This is a genomic window from Ruegeria sp. BG7, from assembly GCF_056535685.1.
On record NZ_JBQFIU010000001.1, the window covers coordinates 2977583 to 3001119 of the forward strand.

Annotated in this window: 22 protein-coding genes; 6 read left to right on the forward strand and 16 right to left on the reverse strand. The window is 56.3% G+C overall.

The genetic code is table 11. From position 1 onward, the window contains the following. Nucleotides 1-20: 20 nt before the first annotated feature. On the reverse strand, nt 21-947 hold the full coding sequence (locus ACR3EH_RS14800; protein WP_171188489.1) for an alpha/beta fold hydrolase: 927 nt from the start codon (nt 945-947) through the stop codon (nt 21-23). 209 nt (nt 948-1156) lie between these two features. Between ACR3EH_RS14800 and lptF the strand changes: the two genes are divergently transcribed. Then, entirely contained in the window at nt 1157-2296 is a 1140-nt protein-coding gene (gene lptF, locus ACR3EH_RS14805; protein ID WP_171675689.1) for an LPS export ABC transporter permease LptF, read from the forward strand. On the opposite strand, the gene ACR3EH_RS14810 is transcribed toward lptF, so the two are convergent. Beyond that, nucleotides 2293-3126: a LysR family transcriptional regulator gene (locus ACR3EH_RS14810; protein ID WP_171188485.1), complete on the reverse strand. Its 834-nt coding sequence runs from the start codon at nt 3124-3126 to the stop codon at nt 2293-2295. The genes lptF and ACR3EH_RS14810 overlap by 4 nt on opposite strands. A gap of 101 nt (nt 3127-3227) precedes the next feature. Between ACR3EH_RS14810 and ACR3EH_RS14815 the strand changes: the two genes are divergently transcribed. Continuing rightward, nucleotides 3228-3818: an HD domain-containing protein gene (locus ACR3EH_RS14815; protein ID WP_171188483.1), complete on the forward strand. Its 591-nt coding sequence runs from the start codon at nt 3228-3230 to the stop codon at nt 3816-3818. Here the strand turns inward: ACR3EH_RS14815 and speB are convergent. The 10 genes from speB to ACR3EH_RS14865 form a co-directional block, all read right to left on the reverse strand. Continuing rightward, on the reverse strand, nt 3815-4657 hold the full coding sequence (speB, locus tag ACR3EH_RS14820; RefSeq protein WP_171188480.1) for an agmatinase: 843 nt from the start codon (nt 4655-4657) through the stop codon (nt 3815-3817). The two genes, ACR3EH_RS14815 and speB, sit on opposite strands and share 4 nt — an antisense overlap. Then, nucleotides 4654-5823, reverse strand: a complete 1170-nt coding sequence (gene nspC / locus ACR3EH_RS14825) for a carboxynorspermidine decarboxylase (RefSeq protein WP_171647830.1) — start codon at nt 5821-5823, stop codon at nt 4654-4656. Before nspC ends, speB begins: the two co-directional genes overlap by 4 nt. Before the next feature lie 75 nt (nt 5824-5898). Next, nucleotides 5899-7122 carry a saccharopine dehydrogenase family protein gene (locus ACR3EH_RS14830; protein WP_171188476.1) on the reverse strand — a complete coding sequence of 408 codons (1224 nt, stop codon included), beginning with the start codon at nt 7120-7122 and terminating at the stop codon, nt 5899-5901. A gap of 25 nt (nt 7123-7147) precedes the next feature. Next, nucleotides 7148-9037 carry a biosynthetic arginine decarboxylase gene (speA, locus tag ACR3EH_RS14835; protein WP_171188474.1) on the reverse strand — a complete coding sequence of 630 codons (1890 nt, stop codon included), beginning with the start codon at nt 9035-9037 and terminating at the stop codon, nt 7148-7150. A 101-nt stretch (nt 9038-9138) separates the two neighbouring features. Next, the gene (locus ACR3EH_RS14840; RefSeq protein ID WP_171188472.1) at nt 9139-10224 is read right to left on the reverse strand and encodes a DUF1513 domain-containing protein; all 1086 of its coding nucleotides are present in this window, start codon (nt 10222-10224) and stop codon (nt 9139-9141) included. 3 nt (nt 10225-10227) lie between these two features. Further along, complete coding sequence (locus tag ACR3EH_RS14845) at nt 10228-11238, reverse strand: imelysin family protein (protein WP_171675691.1); 1011 nt, start codon at nt 11236-11238, stop codon at nt 10228-10230. A gap of 3 nt (nt 11239-11241) precedes the next feature. Next, the gene (locus tag ACR3EH_RS14850; RefSeq protein WP_171188523.1) at nt 11242-12735 is read right to left on the reverse strand and encodes a di-heme oxidoreductase family protein; all 1494 of its coding nucleotides are present in this window, start codon (nt 12733-12735) and stop codon (nt 11242-11244) included. Nucleotides 12736-12748: 13 nt separating this feature from the next. After that, on the reverse strand, nt 12749-13234 hold the full coding sequence (bfr, locus tag ACR3EH_RS14855; protein ID WP_171188468.1) for a bacterioferritin: 486 nt from the start codon (nt 13232-13234) through the stop codon (nt 12749-12751). Then, on the reverse strand, nt 13182-13475 hold the full coding sequence (locus ACR3EH_RS14860) for a (2Fe-2S)-binding protein (RefSeq protein ID WP_171188466.1): 294 nt from the start codon (nt 13473-13475) through the stop codon (nt 13182-13184). Before ACR3EH_RS14860 ends, bfr begins: the two co-directional genes overlap by 53 nt. Nucleotides 13476-13553: 78 nt before the next feature. Further along, nucleotides 13554-14825 carry an imelysin family protein gene (locus tag ACR3EH_RS14865; protein WP_171188464.1) on the reverse strand — a complete coding sequence of 424 codons (1272 nt, stop codon included), beginning with the start codon at nt 14823-14825 and terminating at the stop codon, nt 13554-13556. A gap of 234 nt (nt 14826-15059) precedes the next feature. Here ACR3EH_RS14865 and ACR3EH_RS14870 point away from each other — a divergent pair, with 234 nt between their 5' ends. Continuing rightward, nucleotides 15060-15599 (forward strand): ZrgA family zinc uptake protein, encoded by a 540-nt coding sequence (locus ACR3EH_RS14870; RefSeq protein ID WP_171647840.1) that lies wholly within the window; start codon nt 15060-15062, stop codon nt 15597-15599. A gap of 135 nt (nt 15600-15734) precedes the next feature. Here ACR3EH_RS14870 and ACR3EH_RS14875 read toward each other — a convergent pair whose 3' ends face one another. The 4 genes from ACR3EH_RS14875 to ACR3EH_RS14890 form a co-directional block, all read right to left on the reverse strand. Continuing rightward, a complete protein-coding gene (locus ACR3EH_RS14875; protein ID WP_171188460.1) occupies nt 15735-16757 on the reverse strand; it encodes a HupE/UreJ family protein in 1023 nt (340 codons plus the stop codon). Beyond that, a complete protein-coding gene (locus ACR3EH_RS14880) occupies nt 16757-17581 on the reverse strand; it encodes a peptidyl-prolyl cis-trans isomerase (protein WP_171188458.1) in 825 nt (274 codons plus the stop codon). Before ACR3EH_RS14880 ends, ACR3EH_RS14875 begins: the two co-directional genes overlap by 1 nt. 604 nt (nt 17582-18185) lie before the next feature. Continuing rightward, entirely contained in the window at nt 18186-18650 is a 465-nt protein-coding gene (locus ACR3EH_RS14885; protein WP_171188456.1) for an NUDIX hydrolase, read from the reverse strand. Nucleotides 18651-18882: 232 nt separating this feature from the next. Further along, complete coding sequence (locus ACR3EH_RS14890; protein WP_171188521.1) at nt 18883-20082, reverse strand: ROK family transcriptional regulator; 1200 nt, start codon at nt 20080-20082, stop codon at nt 18883-18885. 186 nt (nt 20083-20268) lie between these two features. On the opposite strand from ACR3EH_RS14890, the gene ACR3EH_RS14895 reads away from it, so the two are divergent. From ACR3EH_RS14895 to ACR3EH_RS14905, 3 genes are all read left to right on the forward strand, one after another. Then, nucleotides 20269-21288 (forward strand): sugar ABC transporter substrate-binding protein, encoded by a 1020-nt coding sequence (locus ACR3EH_RS14895; protein ID WP_171093906.1) that lies wholly within the window; start codon nt 20269-20271, stop codon nt 21286-21288. Nucleotides 21289-21404: 116 nt separating this feature from the next. Next, a complete protein-coding gene (locus ACR3EH_RS14900) occupies nt 21405-22475 on the forward strand; it encodes an ABC transporter permease (RefSeq protein ID WP_171188454.1) in 1071 nt (356 codons plus the stop codon). After that, nucleotides 22475-23257: an ATP-binding cassette domain-containing protein gene (locus ACR3EH_RS14905; protein WP_171093903.1), complete on the forward strand. Its 783-nt coding sequence runs from the start codon at nt 22475-22477 to the stop codon at nt 23255-23257. The genes ACR3EH_RS14900 and ACR3EH_RS14905 overlap by 1 nt, the downstream gene beginning before the upstream one ends. Nucleotides 23258-23537: the final 280 nt, after the last annotated feature.

Below are 23537 nucleotides of genomic sequence, written 5' to 3' on the forward strand. Positions count from 1 at the left end.
GAGGTTGGGCAACCGAGTGATCAGACCACCAATGCCTGATCTCCGATATTGGTCTTTTGCCGGGTTGGCATCGTTTTTGCCGGATGACCGTCGATCGTCAGGGCGAGGTCCTTATAAAACCCGTTGCTGTCGAACCACCAGCGATGAGATTTCATCAACTTGCGTTGACCTTTGGGAACCTCTCGCAAATATTGATGGTCGCAAAAAACATCCCAATGACCTTTCGAGGTCAGTTTGGGCATCCCGATGCGCCCCGCCCGCTGACGCCCGCCATGTACAATCCCCCCGGCCAGGGCCAGAACCTGGTCTTTGCCGCTGTAATAGTTGGTGAACCGCTTGCTGCGCTTCTTCAGAACCAGATCACCCCAGGCGCCTTTTTCTAACCACTTTTCATCGACATCACCAGACGCGAACACGACCTGATCCGCCGACCAGACCTTGTTTCCCGGTCCGGCGGCATCCCCGAAGTCCGAGAATGCGCGCAGGACAACCAAAGCCCCCATGGAATGCGCGATGAGGTGTACTTTAGGGCGAGGAGACATTCCCAGTAGCGGCAAAATCCCGTCCCCGACCAGATGTGGGGCTACAGCCTTGGCATCGTTACGATCCGAGTCGTAGGCGTGAACCGATCCGTCGCTGGGCCAGTCAAAGGCGACGACCGCCCCCTTATACCCGTCGGCCCTGAGATTGCTTTCAATTTTTGCCAGCCGGTCCAGCATACTCTTCTGGCTTGTATTGAACCCGTGGACATAGATCAGGACGTCAGTGTCTCCGCCTTCCTGGCGGACCAGATCCAGCCATTTGGCTTTTTTGATGATGCTGCCTTTGCGAATTTTACCCCCCGGGCTTTGTTGGGTGATGTGTACGTATCTGGTCTTTGCGGCAGGCTTTAAGGTGAATTTCTTCTTTTGTGCATTGTATGTACGGCGGGAAAAAAACAGGGCCATGCTTCAAACTCCATTCCAAGTAATCTGTGAAATCTGCCACGAAGTGTCATTTTTTCAAAATTCCTCGCCTTTCCAAAAGAAGGACAGTTGTCGCTGACAGTAAATTGCAACACGCGTATCCCGCGATGCAGGCTGCCGATCCCTGTTCCCTCTGCCGACGGAATGCCCTAGTGTCCGCTGCAATTACACAAACACATGCACGAGGGCCCATGTCGCGTTTTGACGGATATTTCCTGCGGCAATTGCTGATACTGTTCGGCTTTTTCACCCTTGTGCTGGTGGGCGTATTCTGGATCACCCGCTCTGTCAGCCTGTTCGACCGTGTGATCAGCGGTGGGCAATCGGCAATGGTCTTTCTCGAATTTACCGCACTGACGTTGCCAACTCTGATCCGCACGGTCATGCCCATGGCAGTGTTCGCCGCTGCCGTTTACGCCACCAACCGTCTTAGCCGCGAAAGTGAATTGGCGGTAATGCTTGCCACAGGCTCCAGCCCACGCAGGTTGGCGCGTGCCGTTGTGCTGTTTGGGGCGATTACCGGGCTTATGATGGCGGCCATCAGTGTTTTCCTGCGTCCTGCCTCGGTCGAGCAGTTGGAAATCCGACAGGCCGAAGTCGCGGGGGATGTGACGGCCCAGCTGTTGAACGAAGGCGAATTTCTGCACCCCGCTGAAGGTGTCACCGTATATATCGGTCAGATTGATCTGGACGGTACACTGCATGAGGTATTCGTTTCGGACCGACGTGACCCGGAAAACGCCGGCAGCTATTCCAGTGCCACAGCTTATCTGGTCAACAATGACACGGGCATTCATCTTGTTATGGTCGACGGCATAGCACTGCGCCTGACCAAAGAGGGGAGGCGGTTGTCTTCGACCCTGTTTCAGGATGCGTCTTATGACATATCAGAGTTAACCAACTCCAGCCCGATGGCCCAACGCAGCCTGGAAGCCATTCCAACGCATGAGCTTATCCAAAACCGGGCTGAGATTTCCGCCGCCGAAGGGTATAGCGAAGGCAAGTTGGTCGAAGAACTGCACCAGCGGTTTTCCTGGATTGCTATCTGTGTCGCCGTTGCCTTGGCTGGGTATTCAACACTGATGCTGGGCAGTTTTTCCCGGTTCGGGCTTTGGCCGCAAATCCTGGGTGCGTTCACCATTCTGGTGCTGCTTGAAGGTGTTCGCGGTTTTGTTTCACCGGTCGTCATAGATGATCCCAAGCTTTGGATTCTGCTCTATCTGCCCGCCATAATGGGGGTGTTGATTTCGGGCGTCTTCCTGCTGATTGCGGGGCGTCCTATTCTGCGCAAGCAAGCGCGTTCAGACAAAGTGATGTCGACACCCGCTTAGGCGCGCAGATCCGCCAGACAACTGCGAAGTTCGTCAAACTCGGGCTGTTCACTGCGCGTAACCAGATACATCGGCAATGGCAAGGCGACGCTGTTTTTGACTAGTTCCAGTTCGCCTGAGATGAGGTGGTCCGAAATGACGTAGTCAGGGAAATAGCCACATCCCCCACGCTTCAGGACATATCGCAGCGCCATCATGCAATTGCCCAGAAACAGCGTTTGCCCGGACGCTCGTCGTGCGGCGGATCTCACGTGATCCTGATAAACCTCGCCCAGCTCAAGGTTGACGAAAACCAGGTCATCGTCGGCGTTGTCTTTCTTCGGCGTTTGTACCAATGACAAAACCTCAGGCTCCAATTCGCGCCATGTGACACGCCGGTCCGTAGGTTTTTCATGGGTGACGGTTGCATCTAACACATGAGTTGCCACCGCTTCGACCATGTCGAGATCGTGATCGTAGTTCAGCGTCAACAACAGTTTGTCAAAACGCTGTTCAAAGCGCACTGCGAGGTCCACCAGCAATGGGTCCCAAATGCTGAGTTGCCCCCCCAAGCGCAGCGCCGGGCGGCTCTGGGCCTGCATCGGTAAATCGTGCGAAGCAAAGGCCCACAAAGAGAGCATCTGTTCCGCATAAGGTTTGAATTGCCGGCCGAATTCAGTCAGAGCCGTACCCCCGGCACCCCGTGTGAACAACGGCCTGCCGGTTTCTTCTTCGATCAGGCGAATGCGCGCGCTGACAGCTGTCTGAGTGACGTTCAACTTACGGGCCGCCGCGTGGAAACCACCGGTTTCGGCAACACAGAGAAATGTCTCAAGAGCTTTGGTTTGCATATTGAAAGTATTTTTTCATCAAACCGATAAAATCAATTCATTTTTTTGAACAGCAAAGCTGCGGTATTTGTTAGGTCAGGAAACACGTCGGAGGATCAGCCATGCTGGACAAAAGCCACAAACCCACCTGGACCAGTTTTGAAGAGGCGACCAAGGCCGACTGGGACGCCGTTATGGAGTATGAAGAGGCCTATAATGCCGCTTTGCCTGACCGCATCCTAGACGCTATTCGGTCGTTGGATGAGGAATGGACACCCTATCCCGTGAACCGCTATCAACACAGCCTGCAGGCCGCGACGCGCGCGTATGAAGACGGAGCAGATGAAGAAGTGGTGGTCGCGGCCCTGATCCATGACACCGGCGATATTCTGTCGCCCTACAACCATGGTGAGCTGTCAGCAGCGATGATGAAGCCCTATGTCAGCGAGCGGACCTACTGGATTCTCAAACATCACTGCGTGTTTCAGGGGTATTACTACAACCACCACCTTGGCGGTGATCGCAACGCGCGCGATAAATACCGCGACAGCCCCTATTGGGAGGACTGCCGCTATTTCTGTCACGAATACGATCAGAAAGCGTTCGACCCGGATTATCCGACCAAACCGCTGGAGTTTTTCGAGCCCATGCTGCGCCGTGTCCTGAACAAAGGCGAAGGGCATATGGAGTTGAACGAAACGTCCGAGGGTTAACAGGCAGCCATCAGGCGATAGACGATCTGCGCGGCGGTAAAGTCCCAGGCGGCATTGCCGTCCGGGGCCAGTTCGACCACGTCGAAGCCCACGCATCTGCGGCCTTTCAAAGCGTGTTCGACCAGGCGCAAGGCTTGGTAGTACCCCAAACCTCCAGGCACGGGCGTTCCTGTCGCGGGCATCTGGGACGGGTCAAGGCCGTCGACGTCAAAGCTGACATAAACCAGTTCGGGGAAATCCTCGGGCAGGTCGACGGCGTGGATGTTTCCGGTGACCAGTTCCTCGGCATCCACGTGAAAGACGTGGTTCTTCAGACGGCTCTTGGCCTCTTCGGTGGAAAAGGCACGGACGCCGAACTGAGCCAGCCGGACGCCTTCTTCGGCCAGCAGGTGCATGACTGAGGCGTGGGAGTGCCTTTCACCCTGATAGGCGTTGCGCAGGTCGGCGTGGGCGTCGATCTGGACGATTCCGATTGGCTGACCCAAAGCGCGCGCTACACCCATGACTGCGCCGTAGCTGAGCGAATGCTCTCCACCCAAGGTCACAGGCACTTTGCCCGCACGAACAGCAGCTTCGGTGCACTGGGCGAGGCGTTCCATGACATCGGGCAGGGGGCCGTCGCAGTTCAGTGGTTCTTCGGTGAAGATGCCCTCGACACAAGGTTCGGCATGGCCAGTGATGCGTTCCAACTCGTTGCTGGCCTCGATGATCGCTTCGGGGCCTTTGGCAGTACCCGAGCCGTAGGACACAGTGCGTTCCAGCGGCACCGGTATAACGCGAAATCGGGCATCTTCGGTGCGCTCGGCTTCGGTCAGTTCACTGTCGAGGAAAATGCTCATGAGAGGCGGTCCTTAAAGTCGTCATAGCCGAACTGCTTGATGATTTTCAGTTCGTCCTTTTCGCTGTTCCACAGGGCGATGGTGGGCAGGGGAACACCGTTGAAAGTATTGGTCTTGACCATGGAATAATGGGCCTGATCGAGAAAAGCGAACCGCTGGCCGATTTCCAGCGGTTTGTCCCATGTGTAGTCCCCGATCACGTCACCGGCCAGACAAGACGGACCACCCAGCCGGTAGGTATGACCTGCCTCGGCCTCGTCCATCAGAGCGGGGCGATAGGGCGCTTCGATCACATCGGGCATGTGGCAGGTGGCCGAGATATCGGTGATCGCAAGGTTCATGCCGTTTGTCGGAAGGTCGAGGATTTCTCCGACCAGAATACCGGCATCCAGCGCGACGGCCTCGCCAGGTTCAAGATAGACATCCACATCGTAGGTCTTGCGAATGTCCTTGATGAATTTCACCAGACCCTCTCGGTCATAGTCGTCACGCGTGATGTGATGACCGCCACCGAAGTTGAGCCATTTGAGCTGACCCAGAAAGGGTTTGAGTTTGGGTTCAACGGCCTCCCACGTTCGTTGCAGTGGCCCAAATCCCTGTTCGCAGAGGGTGTGCATGTGCAGCCCACCCACACCGGTCATGGTTTCGGCGGTTAGTTGGCTGACCGGTGTGCCAAGACGTGAACATGGGGCGCAGGGATCGTATTTTGGAATCTCGCCTTCGGAGTGTTCCGGGTTGATCCGCAGACCGACTTGAACGCCCGCAGCCTGCGCCTTGGAGAGGAACCGATCTTTCTGAGCCGGAGAGTTGAAGATGATGTGGTCGGACAGTGACAGGATTTCGTCGATATCGCTGTCCTTGTACCCGGCGCAGAAGGTTGCGACCTCGCCACCGTATTCTTCGCGGCCCAGACGGGCCTCATAGATGCCGGACGCGCAGGTGCCGCCGAGGTGCTGGCGCACCAGTGGGGCCAGCGAGAACATCGAAAACGCCTTGAGCGCGCTAAGAACATGCGCGCCAGATTGCTTGCCAATGTCGGAGAGGATGGTCAGGTTGCGCTCGACGGCTTTTTCGTCGACCACAAAGCAGGGCGTGGGGACGCGGGTGAGGTCGAATTTGCGGAACGCGCCGGCGTCTCCGGCTTGTGTGGTCATCATGTCGGACATAACCGGCGTCTCCGTGTTGTGGAGAGGCCGGGGGCGCTGCCCCCGGACCCCCGGAGTATTTAGGAAAAGATGAAGTTAAAACTCGACCGGGCCGTCGAGTTCGTGGACCTGCCATGGCAGACCGTGGGTGTTCAGCATGTCCATGAAATCATCCGGGTCCAGCTGTTCCATGTTCCAAACACCCGGCTCGGACCAATTGCCTTTCAGCACCTGCGCCGCGCCGATCATCGCAGGGACGCCGGTGGTGTAGCTGACAGCTTGGGAGCCGACTTCGGCATAGCATTCCTCGTGGTCGCAGATGTTGTAGATGTAGTAGGTCTTTTCGCCCGAGCCATCCTTGGCTTGTCCCGTGGCGATGTCGCCAATGCAGGCTTTGCCTTTGGTCTCGGCGCCCAGATCGCCGGGATCGGGCAGCAGGGTTTTCAGGAACTGGATCGGAATGATTTCCTTGCCGTCATGCATCACCGGGTCGATGCGGGTCATGCCGACGTTTTCCAGCACTTTTGCGTGGGTAATGTAGGCGTCGCCAAAGGTCATCCAGAAGCGGGCGCGCTCGATCTCGGGGAAGTGGGTCGACAACGATTCCAGTTCCTCGTGATACATCAGGTACATGTTTTTGGGGCCGATGGCGGGGAAGTCAAACTCGACCTTGTGAGTCATGGCGGGGGAGTGTTTCCACTCGCCACCTTCCCAGTGGCGGACCTCGGCCAATACTTCACGCAGGTTAATCTCTGGGTTGAAGTTGGTGGCGAATTCCTGATCGTTCGATCCGCCATTGGCATCCAGCACGTCAATCTGGCGGATTGTGTCCAGTTTGTGTTTCTTGAGCCATTTGGCAAACACGCTGGTCACGCCCGGATCAAAGCCTGAACCGAGGATGGCGGTCAGGCCAGCCTCTTTGAAGCGTTCCTGATAGGCCCATTGCCAGTGGTATTCGAACTTGGCCTCATCCTCGGGCTCGTAGTTCGCGGTGTCGAGGTAGTGGATGCCAGCCTCAAGACACGCGTCCATCAGCACCAGATCCTGATAGGGCAGGGCGAGGTTCACGAGGATTTCCGCGCCGGTGTCCTTGATCAGTTTGACCGTGTCTTCGACTTTGTAGGCGTCCAGTTCAGCGGTTGCGATATCAACGCCCACACGCTCTTTCACTGCTTTTGCGATGGCGTCGCATTTCGATTTCGTGCGGCTGGCCAGAGTGATTTCGGTGAAGATGTCCGAGTTCATCGCCATCTTGTGCACTGCTGCGTGGGATACGCCGCCTGCGCCAACAACCAGTGTTTTGCCACTAAGTGAACCCATGGGGGTGATCTCCTCTCATAGGGGGTTATTCGTAATACGTGTAGCCGTTGATCGAGTCGCGATAGGCGCTCATCAGGGTTTTGCGGTCTTTGGCTTTCAGAGTACCGGTCGAGATTGCCTCGTCCACCATTTTGCGGAACGCGGCGACGCAATCGGTCGGGTCGAATTCGACATAAGACAGGACCTGGCTGATGGTGTCGCCCTCTTGTTCGTGCAGCAGGTCAAAGCCGCCATCGGCGCGCAGGTCGATGGTGACGACGTTGGTGTCGCCGAACAAGTTGTGCAGATCGCCCAGTGTTTCCTGGTAGGCGCCGACGAAGAAAACTCCCATGAAATATTCGTCGTCTTCAGGCAGCGAATGCACCGGCAGGCTGGGTGAGACGCCGTCGGCCAGGATGAAGCGGTCGATCTTGCCGTCGCTGTCACAAGTAATGTCGGACAGGACTGCGCGGCGGTCGGGTGTCTGGTTCAGGCCCTGAAGCGGTACGATGGGATGGAGTTGGTCGATGGCCCAGACGTCTGGAAGGGATTGGAAGAGCGAGAAGTTGCAGTGGTAGATATCGGCGACTTTCTCAAGCTGCTCGTCCACATCCGTGTCCAGTTCGTCAGAAGCGGCCAGCGCCTTGAGGCGGGCCATCAGCGACAGGTAGATACGTTCGGCACGTGCCATCTGCCGCAGGTCGACATAGCCGCGGCGAAACAGGGCGCGCAATTCGTTGCGGTAGAAGGTGGCGTCGTTCCAACACTCCTGCAGGCGATCGCTGGACAAATAGCCATGCACGGCGGCGAGGTCTGAGACCAGATGGTGATCGTCCGCTTCGACCTCGGGGCCGTTGGGCGCGTCGTAGAGGGTGCTTTCGAGCACGTTGAACACAAGCATCGAGGACGTCGCAACAACCGCACGCCCGCTTTCGGTGACCAGCGTGGGGTGGGCAATCTCGGCCTCATCCATCGCGTAGGCCACGGTTTCGACGACGTTTGCGCAGTATTCTTCGACCGTGTAGTTGATCGAGTTTTCGGCGGCCTTTTTCTCACCGGTGTAGTCCACGCCCATACCTCCGCCCAGGTCGAGATGGGTCAGGGGCACGCCCTCACGGGTCAACTCGGTGTAGTATCGGCAGGCTTCGCCCACAGCACGGCGGACATCGTTGACGTCCTGCACCTGGCTGCCCAGATGCGAGTGTTGCAGCTTCAAACAGTGCAACAACCCGGCTTCTTTTAGCTTGTCCACCGTAGCGACCAGTTGATCCGTATTCATGCCAAAGGCAGACCGGTCACCCGAGCTTTCTTCCCATTTGCCGCTGATCTGGTTAGTCAGTTTGACCCGGACACCGATCAGGGGTTCGATACCCAGTTCGTTGTAGACCTTGATCACCGTGTCTGCCTCTTTCGGGCTTTCCAAAACGATGACTGTGTTGAAACCAATCTTACGAGACAGGATCGCCAGCTGGATGAACTCGGCATCCTTGACACCGTTGCAGACGATCAGCGCCTCAGACGCCAGTCGATGCGCAAGGGCTACCACCAGTTCAGGCTTGGACCCGGCCTCGAGGCCATAGTTGTACTTCTTACCGAACTCGACGATCCGGTCGACCACCTGCGCCTGCTGGTTTACCTTGATCGGGAAGACACCGCGATAGGAACCCGTGTACCCCACGCGTGCGATGGCATCGTGGAAACTTTCGTTCAGATGCGCGATTTCATTTTCCAGATAAGAAGTTACCCGCAGAACCATCGGTGCTTTGATGCCCCGGTCATCCAGATCGCTCAGGATGCCCGGCAGGCTGATTGCTTCAGCCTCGGGCGCCATTGGATTGCGCAGACCGATCTCGCCCTGTTTCGTCACCTCAATGAGGCCTTTGCCCCATTTCTCAACCCCGTAGATAGAATGCGGTGCGTCGGGCGTCTGTTTCAATCAAGTCGGTCCTTAACGTAGGGGTGCCAGTTTCGCGCCCGCCAATACGGCAGCAGTTTGATTCTTCCAAGTGTAAACTATGTGACAGTGAAAACCGAGTTTTACGCGATGCGGCGGATCGGGATCAAATGATTGTCCCACTGGCACTTCTTATGGGCGCGGATCGCAGGCGAAGTATCGTTCAATACGCCAAACAGGCCAGTTCCGGTGGTAAAGACCAACCCGTCTGTGCTTGCGCCCAAGCCGCACACATCCTCTAACGCAAAGGCGTTCGTCAAGGCCCCTCTGGCTGTGTCGAACTGATGCAATGTGTTGCCGCGCGGGCAAGTGATGGCAATGGTCGCACCATCGGATGCAAAGGCGATGCTGCCCGCATAGCCTTGCAGCGCGCTTTGATCCTTGTCGGGGGCCGTCAGCAGACGAGGATTTTCACCCCGACGGTGCAGGCCCAGCAGGGGCGGATGCTCGGCGCTGCTGCCTTGCCACTGCATCGCAAAACCTACCAGCCCGTCTTGCCGAACGGCCAGATGCCGGATCGAGTTCTTGTGTAAATTTTGAGGCAGCGAAACCTGATCCAAAACAGTGCCGGACAGGCTGAGATAGGTCAGGTTAGGGGCCATTACCGGCAGGTTCAGCTTTGTACGCCCGGTTTCGGGATGTGTTTCGATCCCACCATTGGCGATCACAAGAGTTTGCCCATCGGGCATCAAACGTATGTCGTGCGGACCGATGCCGCCAGAGGAGAATTCACCTATACGTTCATAGCTTTCCGCATCCCAGATGCTGATGCGGCCTGCCCCGGCCTCATAGTCATTCTCGGTCGCGAAAAAAACCGTGCCGTCCGCCGAGAAGGTGCCGTGGCCATAGAAATGGCGACCTTCTGGGGCGGTAAGCTGTGCCATCTGCGCGCCGGTGGCGCAGTCAACGACTATGGCAAATGTTCCGGGGCGGCGGGCAAAGGCGACAGCCTGCGCCTTGAACGGGTGCGCTGCGGCTGCGTGTCCGCGAGCGGGCAGGGGCACAGTAAACAGGGTTTCGCCTTGTTCATCCAAACCCGCCAACCGGTACGAGCCATCGGGAAAAAGCCCTGCGGCCAGAAAGTCAGGAGCACCGACACTCGCCCATCCCTGGATCGGAGACAGGGTTGTCGCGGCCAGGCCGGCCAGAAAATGGCGTCGTGAGGGCACAGATCAATCCCCGTCCAGCGAATTGAAACCTGCGCTGATCCCAAGAGTTGGACCCAGTTCGGTGGAGGCAATACCGCGGATATCCCGAATGGATAGTTGCAGGGCCTCGATGCGAAACCGGGCCTGTGGGTCAGCGACACCGGCCAGCGCGGGATCGTCAATGGATTGGGCGTTCTCGATTGCGCGCGCAAAGGCGGCGTCCAGATCGGCTGCGATTTCGGGATAATCGAAGGACAAACGCGCCGCCAGATCGCGCAGGGCATTCAGCGAAAGTTCCACGTGACGCAAGGAGCGCTCGGATCGGCGGGCTTCGGCCCGGTTGGGACGCGGCCGGTCGAATGTGCCCAAGGGGCGGCCCAGTCGTGTATCGGCAGTAAACTCAAGCCCTGCAGACAGGGCTTTGAACAGCTCTTGCAAGGCTTCGTCCTGTGTCCGATACGGGCTGTTGTCTCCGGGCTGGGTCAGGCTGGGCGCGTAGCTTTGCCAGCCTTCTGTTATGGCTTGGGCGTTGGCGTCTATGTCCGCCGTGATCGCCTGAATAAGATCGCAGCGGTATTCTGCACTGCCCTGAACGGCAAACTTGGGATCGTACAACATCCGCTCCAACGCAAAGAACCCGCGCCCCGCGATGGACGTCTCGGAATAAGCTTCGGGGCTTTGCACTGCTTCATCCTCGGTCGCGATATGCTGTGACAACGCCTTCGCGGTGAACCCTTTCGTATCAGGCCAGAAAGCCAGCGCAAATGCGCGGTCATCGACCTCGGTTGGGCCAAATCTCAGATGGCTGGCGGAAATCCAGCTGTCAAAGGCGTCATCATATGCGGCACGCAAGGCGGGCGAGGTCGGGGTGCAATCTACCAAGGCGGCACTGACGAGTGCGCCGGTTGTCTCGGGTAACTTGTCGAAGCGGGGCAGGATATGCGTTTCGGTCACATCCATCAGGATTGGCGCGCGATCCTGCGCCTGTGCAGCGACGGGTATGATCAAAGCAGCGATGAGGGGCAGATAACGCATGGGTCAAAGGCTTTCCAGAAAACGGATCAAGGCATCGCGGTCTGACTTGGGCATCGAAACAACGGTGTCGCGCGCAGCCTGTGCCTCACCGCCATGCCACAAGATCGCCTCTAGCAGATTACGCGCCCGTCCGTCATGCAGGAATTGTGTGTGGCCCGATACGCGCTGGGTCAGACCAATGCCCCACAAAGGCGGCGTGCGCCATTCGCGACCCGTTGCACGGGCCTCGGGTCGGTTGTCTGCCAGACCGTCGCCCATGTCATGCAGCAGCAGGTCGGTATAGGGCCAGATCAGCTGAAAACTGTGCTCGGGCCGGTCTTCCATGCGATGGGTGACATGCGACGGTGTATGGCAGGACGCGCAGCCCGTGGCGTGGAACACTTCTTTCCCACGCAGCACTTCGGGGCTGTTTACATCCCGGCGACCGGGCACGCCCAGATTGCGGCTGTAGAAGGCGACCAGATCCATGCCTTGCTGATCAATCTCGAATCCGCGTACGTCACTGTCGCCATGTGGAGCTTCAACGCAGTTCAGTTGCAACTTGGTGCAATCGCCTTGCGGGGCAGGATAAAGCGGGCTGGAAATTCCAATATCTCCGGCAAATGCCGCAGCCGATTGTTCCATGATTGTCGGCATTCCCGCCTTGTGCCCGAACCGACCCATCATTGGTGCCCCATATTCGACGGACCAGACGATATTTGGGCGCCCTGAAATACCATCGCCATCTATGTCGTCAGGATCAGCCTGTGCCAACAGATCTTGAACCGGGATCGCCTCTAACAGACCTAGCCCGATCATCTGAGGTGCGACCCGAGGGCTCAGCATCGCATCGGGGTGCAACGGCCCATAGCCCAGATTTGCAGCTCCATAGGTCGGGTGGCGCAGTGATGCGGTTTCACCCTCTGATAACTCTACAGGGATTTCCTTGTACGCGATATCCAGTCGGTATTCTGCCGGATGCCCTGCCAACGCAAAGTCCTGCATCTGTCCGCCATAGTTGGGATCCGGCAGGGTTGCGATGTAGTCTTCGATCTCGGCAGGACCATCTTCTGGCGCTCCGGGGATCGAGATCCGAAGGAACATGGAAATCGCCTTGTCTTCAGGTCCGTTCGGCGTATGCCCGCGTCCATCCTTGATATGGCAGCGTTGGCAGGATCGCGCGTTGAACAGGGGCCCCAACCCGTCAGAGGCCAGCGTGGAGGAAGGCGAGGAGACCCAGATTTTTTTGAACAAACCATTGCCGACTTTAAAGTCTAGCTCCTGATCGAAACTCAGATTGTCAGAGGGCTGCGAAAACGCATCTGCGTTATTGCGCACGCGTACAGTCGCGGCTCCGGCAGCGAGCTCTTCAAACGGCTGCGGCGCGCCGAAGTCCTGCGGTGGGGCTGTGACGACGGCGATTCGGGCGCGTTCATCCGTGGTTCGGGGGGTGATGTTCAGATGCAGATCCTTCAGATCCGCAGACTGGGCAGGGGCGGCCGCAAAAGCGGCCACCATCAAGGCAAAAAGGCTACTCGCCTTCGTCCATTTTTGACGCGTTGAGGTGCGCATAATTTACTTCGCCGATCCTTTCGTACAGGTCGAGCTGCGTTTCGAGGAAGTCGATATGACCTTCTTCATCCGCTATCAATCCTTCGAACAGCGACATTGAGACATAGTCGCCCACTTCGCGGCAGTGATCGCGTGCCTCGGCATAAAGCGCGCGCGCGTCCAGTTCGGCAGCAAGGTCACATTCCAGTGTTTCCTTGGGCGTTTGCCCAATGCGCAGCGGGTCCAGTTTCTGCAGGTTGGGGTGGCCTTCCAAAAAGATGATCCGCTCGATCAGCTTGTCCGCGTGCTGCATTTCTTCGATGCTTTCCTCGCGGCTTTTCTTGGCCATATGGCCAAGGCCCCAATCCTCTTGTAGCCGGTAATGCAACCAGTACTGACTGACTGCGGTCAGCTCATGCCGCAGAGATTTGTTGAGGTATTCGATGACCTTTGGATCGCCCTTCATCTGCTTTCTCCTGAGTTACTGCTGCGCGTAAGGCACGCAGTTGTGTGGGGACTTCCAGATTATCGCTTGCCCGCATTGTGTCTAGGAAAAGAGGCATGCACCCGCCACAATCCGCCGACTTTCCAAGGGCATGGTAGATTTTTCCGGGGGTAATAATGGTCTGTGGATCCGCCGTGCGCATCCAGTCGATGGCGGCACGAATATCATGATCAGAGATGTTGGTGCAGTGGCAAACAATCATTGTCGCTGGCTCGGGTTTTTTCAGGCGATCAGGTCGGGATACGGGCCAGGAGGCTGATCTTCCCGGCCCGCTCGGGGGTTATTGGAAAACGGCGTTGGGGTTATCCAGGCTGTCGGACCCTTCAAACGCGATCCCGTCCAGTTCAAGTGCTGTTACGATGCGTTCGATGGTTTTGGTTTGGTCGACCAGACCGTTGACGCCACCCATGATCAGGGCCTCGCCACCTTCATTGCCGCGCTCCAGCATCTGGTCATAAGCAAACCCTGCTTCCGCAGTCGATTTGATCTTGCCCAAGGCTTGCATGGTTGCGGCCAGTTTCGCCTTCATCTCGGTGTCCAGCGCCGGGTCGGTTGCGATAACCAGATCCGACAAGGACGCGCCCGAAACCGGGGTGCCGTCGATGCGAGTGTAACTGCCCAGATAGACGTTCTGAATGCCCAGACCATCATAGTAATGGCTGTTATGTGTATTGTCCGAGAAGCAGTCATGCTCTTCTTCGGGATCGTTCAGCATAAGCCCCAGACGCATCCGTTCACCGGCCTGCTCGCCATAAGACAGTGACCCCATGCCGGTCAGGATTGCACTGACGCCTGCGGCCTCGTTCTCCATCAGGGCGGCACGGGCTGCTCCGCCTTCCTTCCACTGATCTGCCATCCAGGCCAGGTCACTGACCAACAGGTTGGTCGCAGCACTCAGATATTGGGCGCGACGGTCACAATTGCCGCCAGTGCAGTCATCGCCCTGCACATAGTCGGTGGCCGGGCGGTTGCCTGCACCTGCGCCGTGGCCGTTCATGTCCTGCCCCCACAACAGGAACTCGATCGCGTGATAGCCTGTGGCCACGTTGGCTTCGATTCCATCTGCCTCGTGCAGCGTTTCGCTCAACAGTTCGGGGGTGATTTCGCCGGCGTCAATGGACGCGCCTGACAACTCGAAACTCGGGTTGGCGATGACGTTCAATACGGCAAATTCGTTCTCGTCAGTGGCACCGCCATAGGCTGCGTCGACATAATCGATCAGACCTTCGTCCAGCGGCCACGCATTCACTTTGCCTTCCCAATCATCAACGATGGCGTTGCCAAAGCGGTAAACCTCGGTCTGTTGATAGGGCACGCGTGCAGCGATCCAGGCGGCGCGGGCTGCGTTCAGTGTGGCCTCCGAAGGATCTGCGATCAGCGCATCAACGGCTGTTTGGAGGCGTTTGGCTGCGATCAGGCTGTCATCAAATTTTGCTTCAGCAATATTGGCGTAGTTTTCCAGTACATCTGCCTTGGCGGGCGCGTCACCGGCGAACGCGGCGGTCGCTGCGCAAAGTGTCAGAGCGCTGGCGGCTAAAAACAACTTGTTCATGGAATTGGTACTTTCTTGTCTGATTGTGCGGGAATGGCCCGCTCGCATTGCACCTGAATAACTGAGTGAATTACTCAGTAAAGTCAACCTGACTTTTATTGTCGGAAATAAATTCTAAGCGCAGCGCAGCTAAACTCCCCATATCTGGTGGGGTCGGAACAGGCCGTTGCAATTGCACCGCGGTTGATTCGCGCTAGAATCGGCGTTGTGATTCTGTTTGTGGCGGTTTGGTTAATGAAGTGTGCAGTCCTGGCCATGTTCCTGTTTCCTGCAGCTCTTGCAGCGCAAGCAACGCAGGTGACAACGCCGCATCAACATGGCACAGGTCAGTTGGACGTCGTCCTGACTGAGACAGGTTTTTCATTAAAACTCAGTGTGCCCAGCATGGACATCGTGGGATTTGAAGCTCCGGTGTCCAATGATGACGAACGTACGCAAGTCGCTATCGCGATTTCTGAATTGTCCGAGCCATTGGACCTGTTTGTTGTCCCGGAAGAAGCAGGATGTTTCACCGCATCCGCTAATGTGATCCTGACACACGAGATCGCGGATCAGGTCGATGCGGCCTCTGGAAAATCTTCCAGTGAAAGTCACGCAGAGTTTCAGGCAGACTATGTTGTCCAATGTCAGGACATGGGCTTGCTGGACCGAATTGAATTTGCCTATTTCGAAAAATTCAGTGGGACGGAAAAACTCTCAGTCCGTGTCGAAGCGGGCGGGGAGACGCAAACCCATGAAGCGACCCGCGTAAAGCGCAGCATAAACTTGCCGTAAGTCGGACGACTGCTGCATTTAGTGCGTGTTCGGGGGCTTCGGGATAGTGGTTAAGACTAGTCTTTAGCACAAACGCCGTACATTTTCCCTTGGTAAAATTGGGCCTGAAACTGACGGGCGGCTTTGGTCTATAGCCTATGCCCAAAATCCTACAACACGCTCCACTAGCCAATAAGATGCGATTGCACCAATCGCGTAGCTGACAATCGTATCAGCCAAGCCCTTTTGTTCGGTTTGGATGCTGCCTGCCGCAGGAATAAGCCGTATGAACACAACGCCAAGCGTCAAGACAACACCGACAAACAGCAATTGGCCAATCTCGACGCCGATATTGAAGCCAAGGAGTGCCACAAAAATATCGCCTTGAGGCAGACCAATCTCGCTAAGAGCACCTGCAAAGCCCAGACCGTGCAACAGCCCGAACGAGAATGACACGATCCAGGGCCATCGTTCAGACAGGCGCAGTGTGTCGTGGTTTCGCTTGGCGATTTCGACCGCCAGAAACACGATCGACAATGCAATGACGGCTTCAACTGGCGGAGCAGGCACGTGAAGCAACCCAAGCGACGCCAAGGCCAGTGTGATGCTATGGGCAACTGTAAATGCGGTGATAGCTCCGATCAGACGCCAGACGTCCCGGATCAGAAAAAGCAGGGCGAAAACGAATAACAGGTGATCGAACCCTTCAAGGATATGTTCAGTCCCCAATTCCACATAGGTCACCAGCACCGACAGGCGAGTGGTTTCGGCAGGGATGAGGAAGGTGGTCTCGGTCGGCGTCAGGCGTGCGCTGGTCGCGAGCGACTCCAATAGGTGCACCCGTACCAAAACATCCGTTTGCGTGTGTTCAAGGCCGGGAATTGCAAGGTTCGCCCCAGCGATCCCGCCGCCGCAAGTGGTCTCCCAACTCGACACCCAGGCCGCGCCATCGAAATACGGGGCGGGGGGATGGGCAACTTCGCATTGCTCGGGCAAGCTGACGTCAATCGCCATCGGTTGTCCCTGCACATCCGGTTTTCGCCAGAATATGCGATAGCTTTCTGGGCCGGTTTCGGTGATCTCAAGATAGCCCGGTTCAAGAGCGTGGGCATGTAAAGCTGTCGCCTGAAAGATGGTCAGCACGCCAAGACCCAGAATGAACGCAATGTGGCGCAGCATCAGTTGACCGCCCGCTGGTCATTATTGACAGTGATTTGGTACTTGCCCTGCAATCCCTGCACGAACGCGTCTCTGACCTCTGACTGGTTAATTTCCCGCCACTTGGCCAGCACTTTGTCTTCAACATCTGCCAGATCGGGAAGTTCGGCTGGCGTTCTGTCAGTCACCCGCACCAGGTGCAGCCCATAGCCGGATTGTACCGGACCTGCCCAAAGGCCATCCGGAAGCGGTTCCAGCGCTGTCGCAAATCCAGTTCCGAACACGCCGTCTATACGAACAGTCGGAGCGAGCGGTACTTCTGAGGGCAGGAGGGTCAGATTCCTCAACCCCTCAGGCTTGCGTCCATCATTCAGCGCGATCAAAGTGGTTTCGGCCTGCGCAGCAAATGCGGGATCAAGAACCACCTGTTCAAACGCAATCTGAGACGGAGTGCGAAACTCCTCCGAATGGGCGCGATATACCTCCTGCAGATCCTCTTGTGTTGGCGATGCCGCACCTGCGGCCGAAGTTGCAATAAACTCCATCTTCTGACGCAGGCGATTGCGGACGATCGGGTCTTGTTCGTCCATACGCAAGGCGCGCGCCTCGCGCACCAGGACTTCTTCAAGGACCAGATTGGTAATCAGCGCATCCAACTCTTCGCCGTCGGGCTTGCGCCTCCAAATGGCTTCAAACTGCCGTTCCAAAGCTTCGATATCGGTTTGGGTGATATCAATCGCTTCGGAGTCAGGTTCGTTGCTTCCGACCAGTGCGAACAGCACGAAGATTCCCGCACCCATCAGAAGGAAATGAAGAAACGGTTCTCGAAGAACGCGGTATGCCATTGAGTTGTACCTCTTGGCCAATATCGTTGATGAACTCTGAGTATCTTTCCGTCATCTAAACATAAAAATAAATCGATATGTGCTGTGAATTGGGATTCGGACTTCGCGCGCACAGAGAAAGTAGCGCTTTTTCGCTGGCGACACCGGCGTTTGGAAGGCGTATCAGACCAAAGCGTATGTCGAATGCCGGGCCAGCCTGCTTTCCCTAAATGGCGCTTGAAACACAAAGCGGCCGGAATGATGGTGGGAAGAACGCAAGAACAGCTGTGATTTTTCTTCAAAATCAGCTTTTTGTGTTGAGGGATTTGGTGGCGGAGGTCCGTTTGGGCACAAACCCCACACAACAACTCTCTGTAAAAAACGGGTTCCGCGATCCGCAAGGCGAAAGGGACATGGTTGAATCTCGCGGTGACCTTCAGGTCAAAGGCGGGATCTTGGACGTCGTCGAACGTCATTTTTCCCGGCGGTACCGATGTAACTGAGGCCGCTTTGTAGAATTCCAAACGTGATGAACGGCAGGAATGAGCCAAAGGGGGCAGAGCGGCACCAACGTGGATCTTGGCGAAAGTCAGCTCCGAGCACATTGGGCCGCGTCGAACTTGCTTTAGATGCCTGTAATCAGAAGGTGTTTACTCGGGGTTTGTTTGACGAACTCGTTTTCTATCCAGCGAAGAACGCGCCGTTGCCCACCAAATGCCACCATCTCAATCGCTTCTTGGAAACTAACCCACCGGTAATCACTGTGCTCATGATTCAGTACCACCGTCGCTGAAGCAGCCACGAATGCGACAAATACGGGCGCCACGGTAATTGCATCGCGATCTGGTTCATAAAATTGCTCGCATATATCGGCTGAATACAGAGCGTTAGGCTTCAATCCTGTCTCTTCGAAAAGCTCTCGCACAGCCGTTTGCCAGGCCGATTCACCATCTTCGATACCTCCTGCCACTTGGCACCACTCGCCTATCAGTGACTGTGTTCTTTTTAAGAGTAGAACTTCATATCGCGTATCTATTTCTCGAACAGCTACAAGCGATACAAGGAACGACCTGATCGGAATTTCTGCCACGAGCCAGTCTCCGTACCCAGTGATTTGCAGTCCTGTGTAGGCGATTTACGTTACATGGCATAGTTTCGCTTTGTCTCGCGTTTTGGTAATTTGTATCGGCCGGCGGTTGTTGTTTAGCTTCCCGTATAGCCGTCTGACGTCCGCACCAATAGGACAGTTTGGGTCGATTTGATAAGAGAGGGTTTCTGGCTCGTCGTGACTGCCAAAGGGGTTTGACCCGGACGAGTTGCGGCTACATTCCAGAGAGCCCGGCATTAGTATTCAGCAAAAACTGGCGGAAAATTGGGCTGCTAGCCGCCCCAATGCCGCGAGCGTTTTCCCCAACCGCAGCGGCCTCAACGACCGGAGGAATCAAGCCGCGTTTGTCTTGGTTGACTAAGTAACGGCGAACCCTAGACACCAGTTCTTCCCGAACCTCAGGCGGGAACGCGCCATCAATGAAAATCGCTTCAAAGTCGATGACAGCGCAAATTGAAAGAGCGGCCTTGGCCAATTCTTGCGCCGTGGTGCCAATCCACGGCTCGACATAGCGAGAGATGCTGCTCCAATCTTGCGGCTTCTCCCATAGAATCCCCGGGTCGACACCCGCTTCGATCAATCGGTCCTCAAGCAAAAACAGCGACGCCGTGTCGATCAGTTGCTGGCTCTCACCCAATGGGCCCGTCGTGCGCATGGCGCCCAATGCACCGGCATTGCCTTGGTTGCCTTCGAACACGGTGCCGTTCAACGCAACACCGCCGCCGATCATTGAGCCAATAAAGAAGTAGAAGTAGTCACGATATTCTGCCCCACGCCCATAGAGATGTTCTGCGTGACATGCGGCTGTTGCGTCGTTGACCACAAAAACCGGCAGATCGCTGAACTTGGCAACCTCGGAAAAGAAGTTCACGTTTCTCCAGGACCGGAATTTTTTTGCGGCAAGCCCAGACAGATCGTGCCATTTCCAAAGTTCGAATGGGGTCCCGATCCCGATCCCACAAACACGATCACGAAGCCTCTGAGGCTCGTGGGACAAAAGCGTGTCCAAACCAGTTTCCAAAAACCCGAAAATGACCTCTGGTAGCGGATAGTCATAAGTCGTGGAAAGCTGGCGGCGTGGTGTACCTGTAAAGTCGATCAAGAGCAGGTCGGCGCTACGCCGCCCGATCTTCATCCCAACCGACAAGATACCTTCTGGGTTCAATTCCATTGGGATCGAGGGCTTTCCAACTTTCCCGCGCAGTGGGGTTCCACGCTTAAGAATCGCATCCTTTTCAAGCTTGCGCAGAATAATTGATACAGTTTGAGGAGACAGGCCCGTCAATCGCGCGACGTCGGCGCCAGCGGTGGGGCCATGTCGTTGTAAAACTGTCAAAATCAGACGTTCGTTGTGATCGCGAACCCCGCTTTGACTTACCCCGCCGGTCAGTGTTTTGAGCGCCTCTTTCTCCATATTTCTGAACATAACCACCTTGTTTTCTTATGAAAAGACGTCTGGGTAAATTAATAAATAAACTTTATTTATTTATTGACAGGAAGGCTAGAATCACTTTTTCTTGAAAAAGACCTTCATTAGAGGATGAGGGCGAGCCTCGTTGGCGGGCCATGCGGGGCAACAACAATTTTCTGGGAGGACAACATGAAAAATCTATTCAAGATTGCCGCGTCTGCTACCGCGCTTACAGTGGCTGCGGCATCTGCTCACGCGGCCGGAGAAACCGTTTGCCTGATCACTAAGACAGATACCAATCCATTCTTTGTAAAGATGAAAGAAGGCGCAACGGCCAAAGCTGAAGAGCTTGGAATGACCCTTAAGGCGTTTGCAGGTAAGGTGGACGGCGACCATGAAACGCAGGTGCAAGCCATTGAAACCTGCATTCTCGACGGCGCAAAAGGCATCCTGCTTACTGCGTCGGACACAAGCTCGATTGTCCCCGCGGTTCAGCAGGCGCGAGATGCCGGTCTTTTGGTGATCGCGTTGGACACACCGCTAAGCCCGATTGACTCTGCCGATGCTACATTTGCCACGGACAACTACAAGGCAGGCCTGCTTATTGGACAGTGGGCGAAGGCCAAGATGGGCGATGCAGCCGCGGATGCAAAGATTGCAACGCTTGATCTGAACGTTAGCCAGCCCACCGTAGACGTCTTGCGCAATCAGGGTTTCCTCGACGGCTTCGGGGTGGAATTGGCAGATCCCAACGTCATCGGAGACGAAACCGACGCACGACTGGTTGGCAGTGACGTGACGGACGGCAACGAAGAAGGCGGGCGTCGCGCGATGGAGAACCTGCTGGCCAAGGACTCGTCCATCAACGTTGTGCACACGATCAACGAACCGGCAGCAGCCGGTGCCTACGAGGCGCTCAAATCCATTGGACGCGAAAATGATGTATTGATCGTCTCGGTCGATGGCGGCTGCCCCGGGGTCCAGAATGTGGAAGCTGGCGTTATCGGGGCCACCAGCCAACAATATCCGCTGTTGATGGCGTCACTTGGCGTTGAAGCTATCAAGAAATGGGCCGACGAAGGCGTGAAGCCGGAAAACACTCCTGGCAAGGACTTCTACGATACGGGCGTTGCTCTGATCACCGATCAACCGGTTGATGGGGTGGAATCCATTTCAGTCGCAGAAGGTCTGGAGCTCTGCTGGGGCTAAGCAAAAACCTTATGGATGAGGCGCACCTGAGCGCCTCATCATTCCATTCACCATAAAACTGAAACTTCCTGTAAGCTGACCTCGTGGGACAACGCGATCCACGAAAAGGGGGAGAGATGTCCGAAGCAAACCAAGGCACCCAGGAATTCGAAACTGCGGCCAGTCGAACAGAAACTGTTGCAGAGTTCGAAGACCATCGGCGCGGCGTTCTGGGGAAGTTGCAGCATCTTCTCCACGTCAACCCATCTTTCGTGCCCTTGATCGTTCTGGTCGGTGCAATCCTGATCTTCGGGCTGCTTTTGGGCTCCAAGTTTTTCTCGCCATTTGCGATGACCCTGATCCTGCAGCAGGTCCAGATTGTCGGCATTGTGGCGGCAGCACAGAGCCTTGTCATTCTGACCGCAGGCATCGACCTGAGCGTCGGTGCGATCATGGTGTTCTCGTCCGTGATCATGGGGCAGTTCACCTTTCGATATGGTATCCCCGTGCCCGTTGCAGTGTTTTGCGGCCTCGCCGTTGGCACCGCAATCGGAGCGATCAACGGCTGGCTTGTCAGTCGCGTTAAACTGCCCCCGTTCATCGTGACGCTGGGCATGTGGCAAATCGTTCTGGCCACCAATTTCTTGTATTCCGCAAACGAAACCATCCGCAGTCAGGATATTGAGGCCAACGCCCCCTTCCTGCAATTCTTTGGCACCAAGTTCAGCATCGGCGGCGCCACATTCACTGTTGGCGTGATGTTCATGCTAATCCTGATTTTCGTGCTTGCCTACGCGCTGAAACACACCGCCTGGGGCAGGCATGTCTACGCGGTCGGAGATGACCCCGAGGCCGCCGAGCTGTCCGGTGTCAACGTCCACAGAACCCTTATGTCCGTCTACATGCTGTCTGGTCTAATCTGCGCATTCGCGGGTTGGGCTCTGATCGGGCGCATCGGATCTGTTTCGCCAACGTCCGGCCAATTGGCCAACATTGAAAGTATCACAGCGGTTGTGATCGGCGGCATCTCTCTGTTCGGTGGGCGGGGCTCGATTCTGGGGTCGCTGTTCGGAGCGCTGATCGTCGGTGTGTTCACTCTTGGATTGAGGCTGTTGGGTGCAGATGCGCAGTGGACCTTCCTGCTCATCGGTCTTCTCATCATCGCAGCGGTCGCCGTTGACCAGTGGATCAGAAAGGTATCGGGCTAATGTCAGACGCAACTCCAGTCGTCCAAGGACGTGGGATCGTGAAGCGCTATGGCCACGTGACCGCCATCGATCACTCCGATTTTGAACTGCGGCAAGGAGAAATTCTGGCGGTGATCGGGGACAACGGCGCGGGCAAGTCGTCCATTGTAAAGGCAATCTGCGGCGCCACGATCCCGGATGAAGGCGAGATTCTGATTGAAGGAAAGAAGGTAAACTTTACCTCTCCAATCGACGCCCGGAATATGGGTATCGAAATCGTCTATCAGCAACTTGCCATGTCTCCTGCCCTGTCGATTGCGGACAACATGTTCATGGGGCGAGAGATCCGCAAACCGGGTTTCATGGGCAAGTACATGCGTCAGCTCGACCGCCCCGCCATGGAGAAGTTCGCACGGGACAAACTGACCGAGCTTGGCCTGATGACCGTCCAGTCGATCAATCAGGCGGTTGAGACGCTGTCCGGTGGCCAGCGACAGGGCGTGGCCGTTGCGCGCGCAGCGGCCTTTGCGACCAAGTTCATCATCATGGACGAACCGACGGCTGCGTTGGGCGTGAAAGAGAGCCGCAAAGTACTTGAACTGATCCAAGATGTGCGGGCTCGCGGCATTCCGATCATCCTGATCAGTCACAACATGCCGCATGTCTTCGAGGTCGCTGACCGAATTCACGTGCACCGGCTGGGCAAAAGACTCTGCACGATTGACCCCAAGGATTACACGATGTCTGACGCTGTGGCCTTTATGACCGGAGCCAAGGAACCACCAAAAGAAGACGCCGCGTGATCGAGCAGGATGCAAGAAGGCGCGTGTGCGACTTGATCACCTCCCGGAGGCAGGTTGGGGTTCGGACGATTGTCGCAATCGCCAGCCCCCCTGCATCAGGAAAATCGACCCTGGCGGAAACCGTTGTGCTATTACTGAACGCATAACAGAGCTCGACGGTTCCGTTGGCTATCCGCGCTGTTCAGGGTCTTGCGGCCTCAACGGTTAATCGTGCTGAAAAACCAGACGCCAAGGCGCAGGGTAACATCAGATACCTGGTTTCTGAAATCGTTGTGTCTCC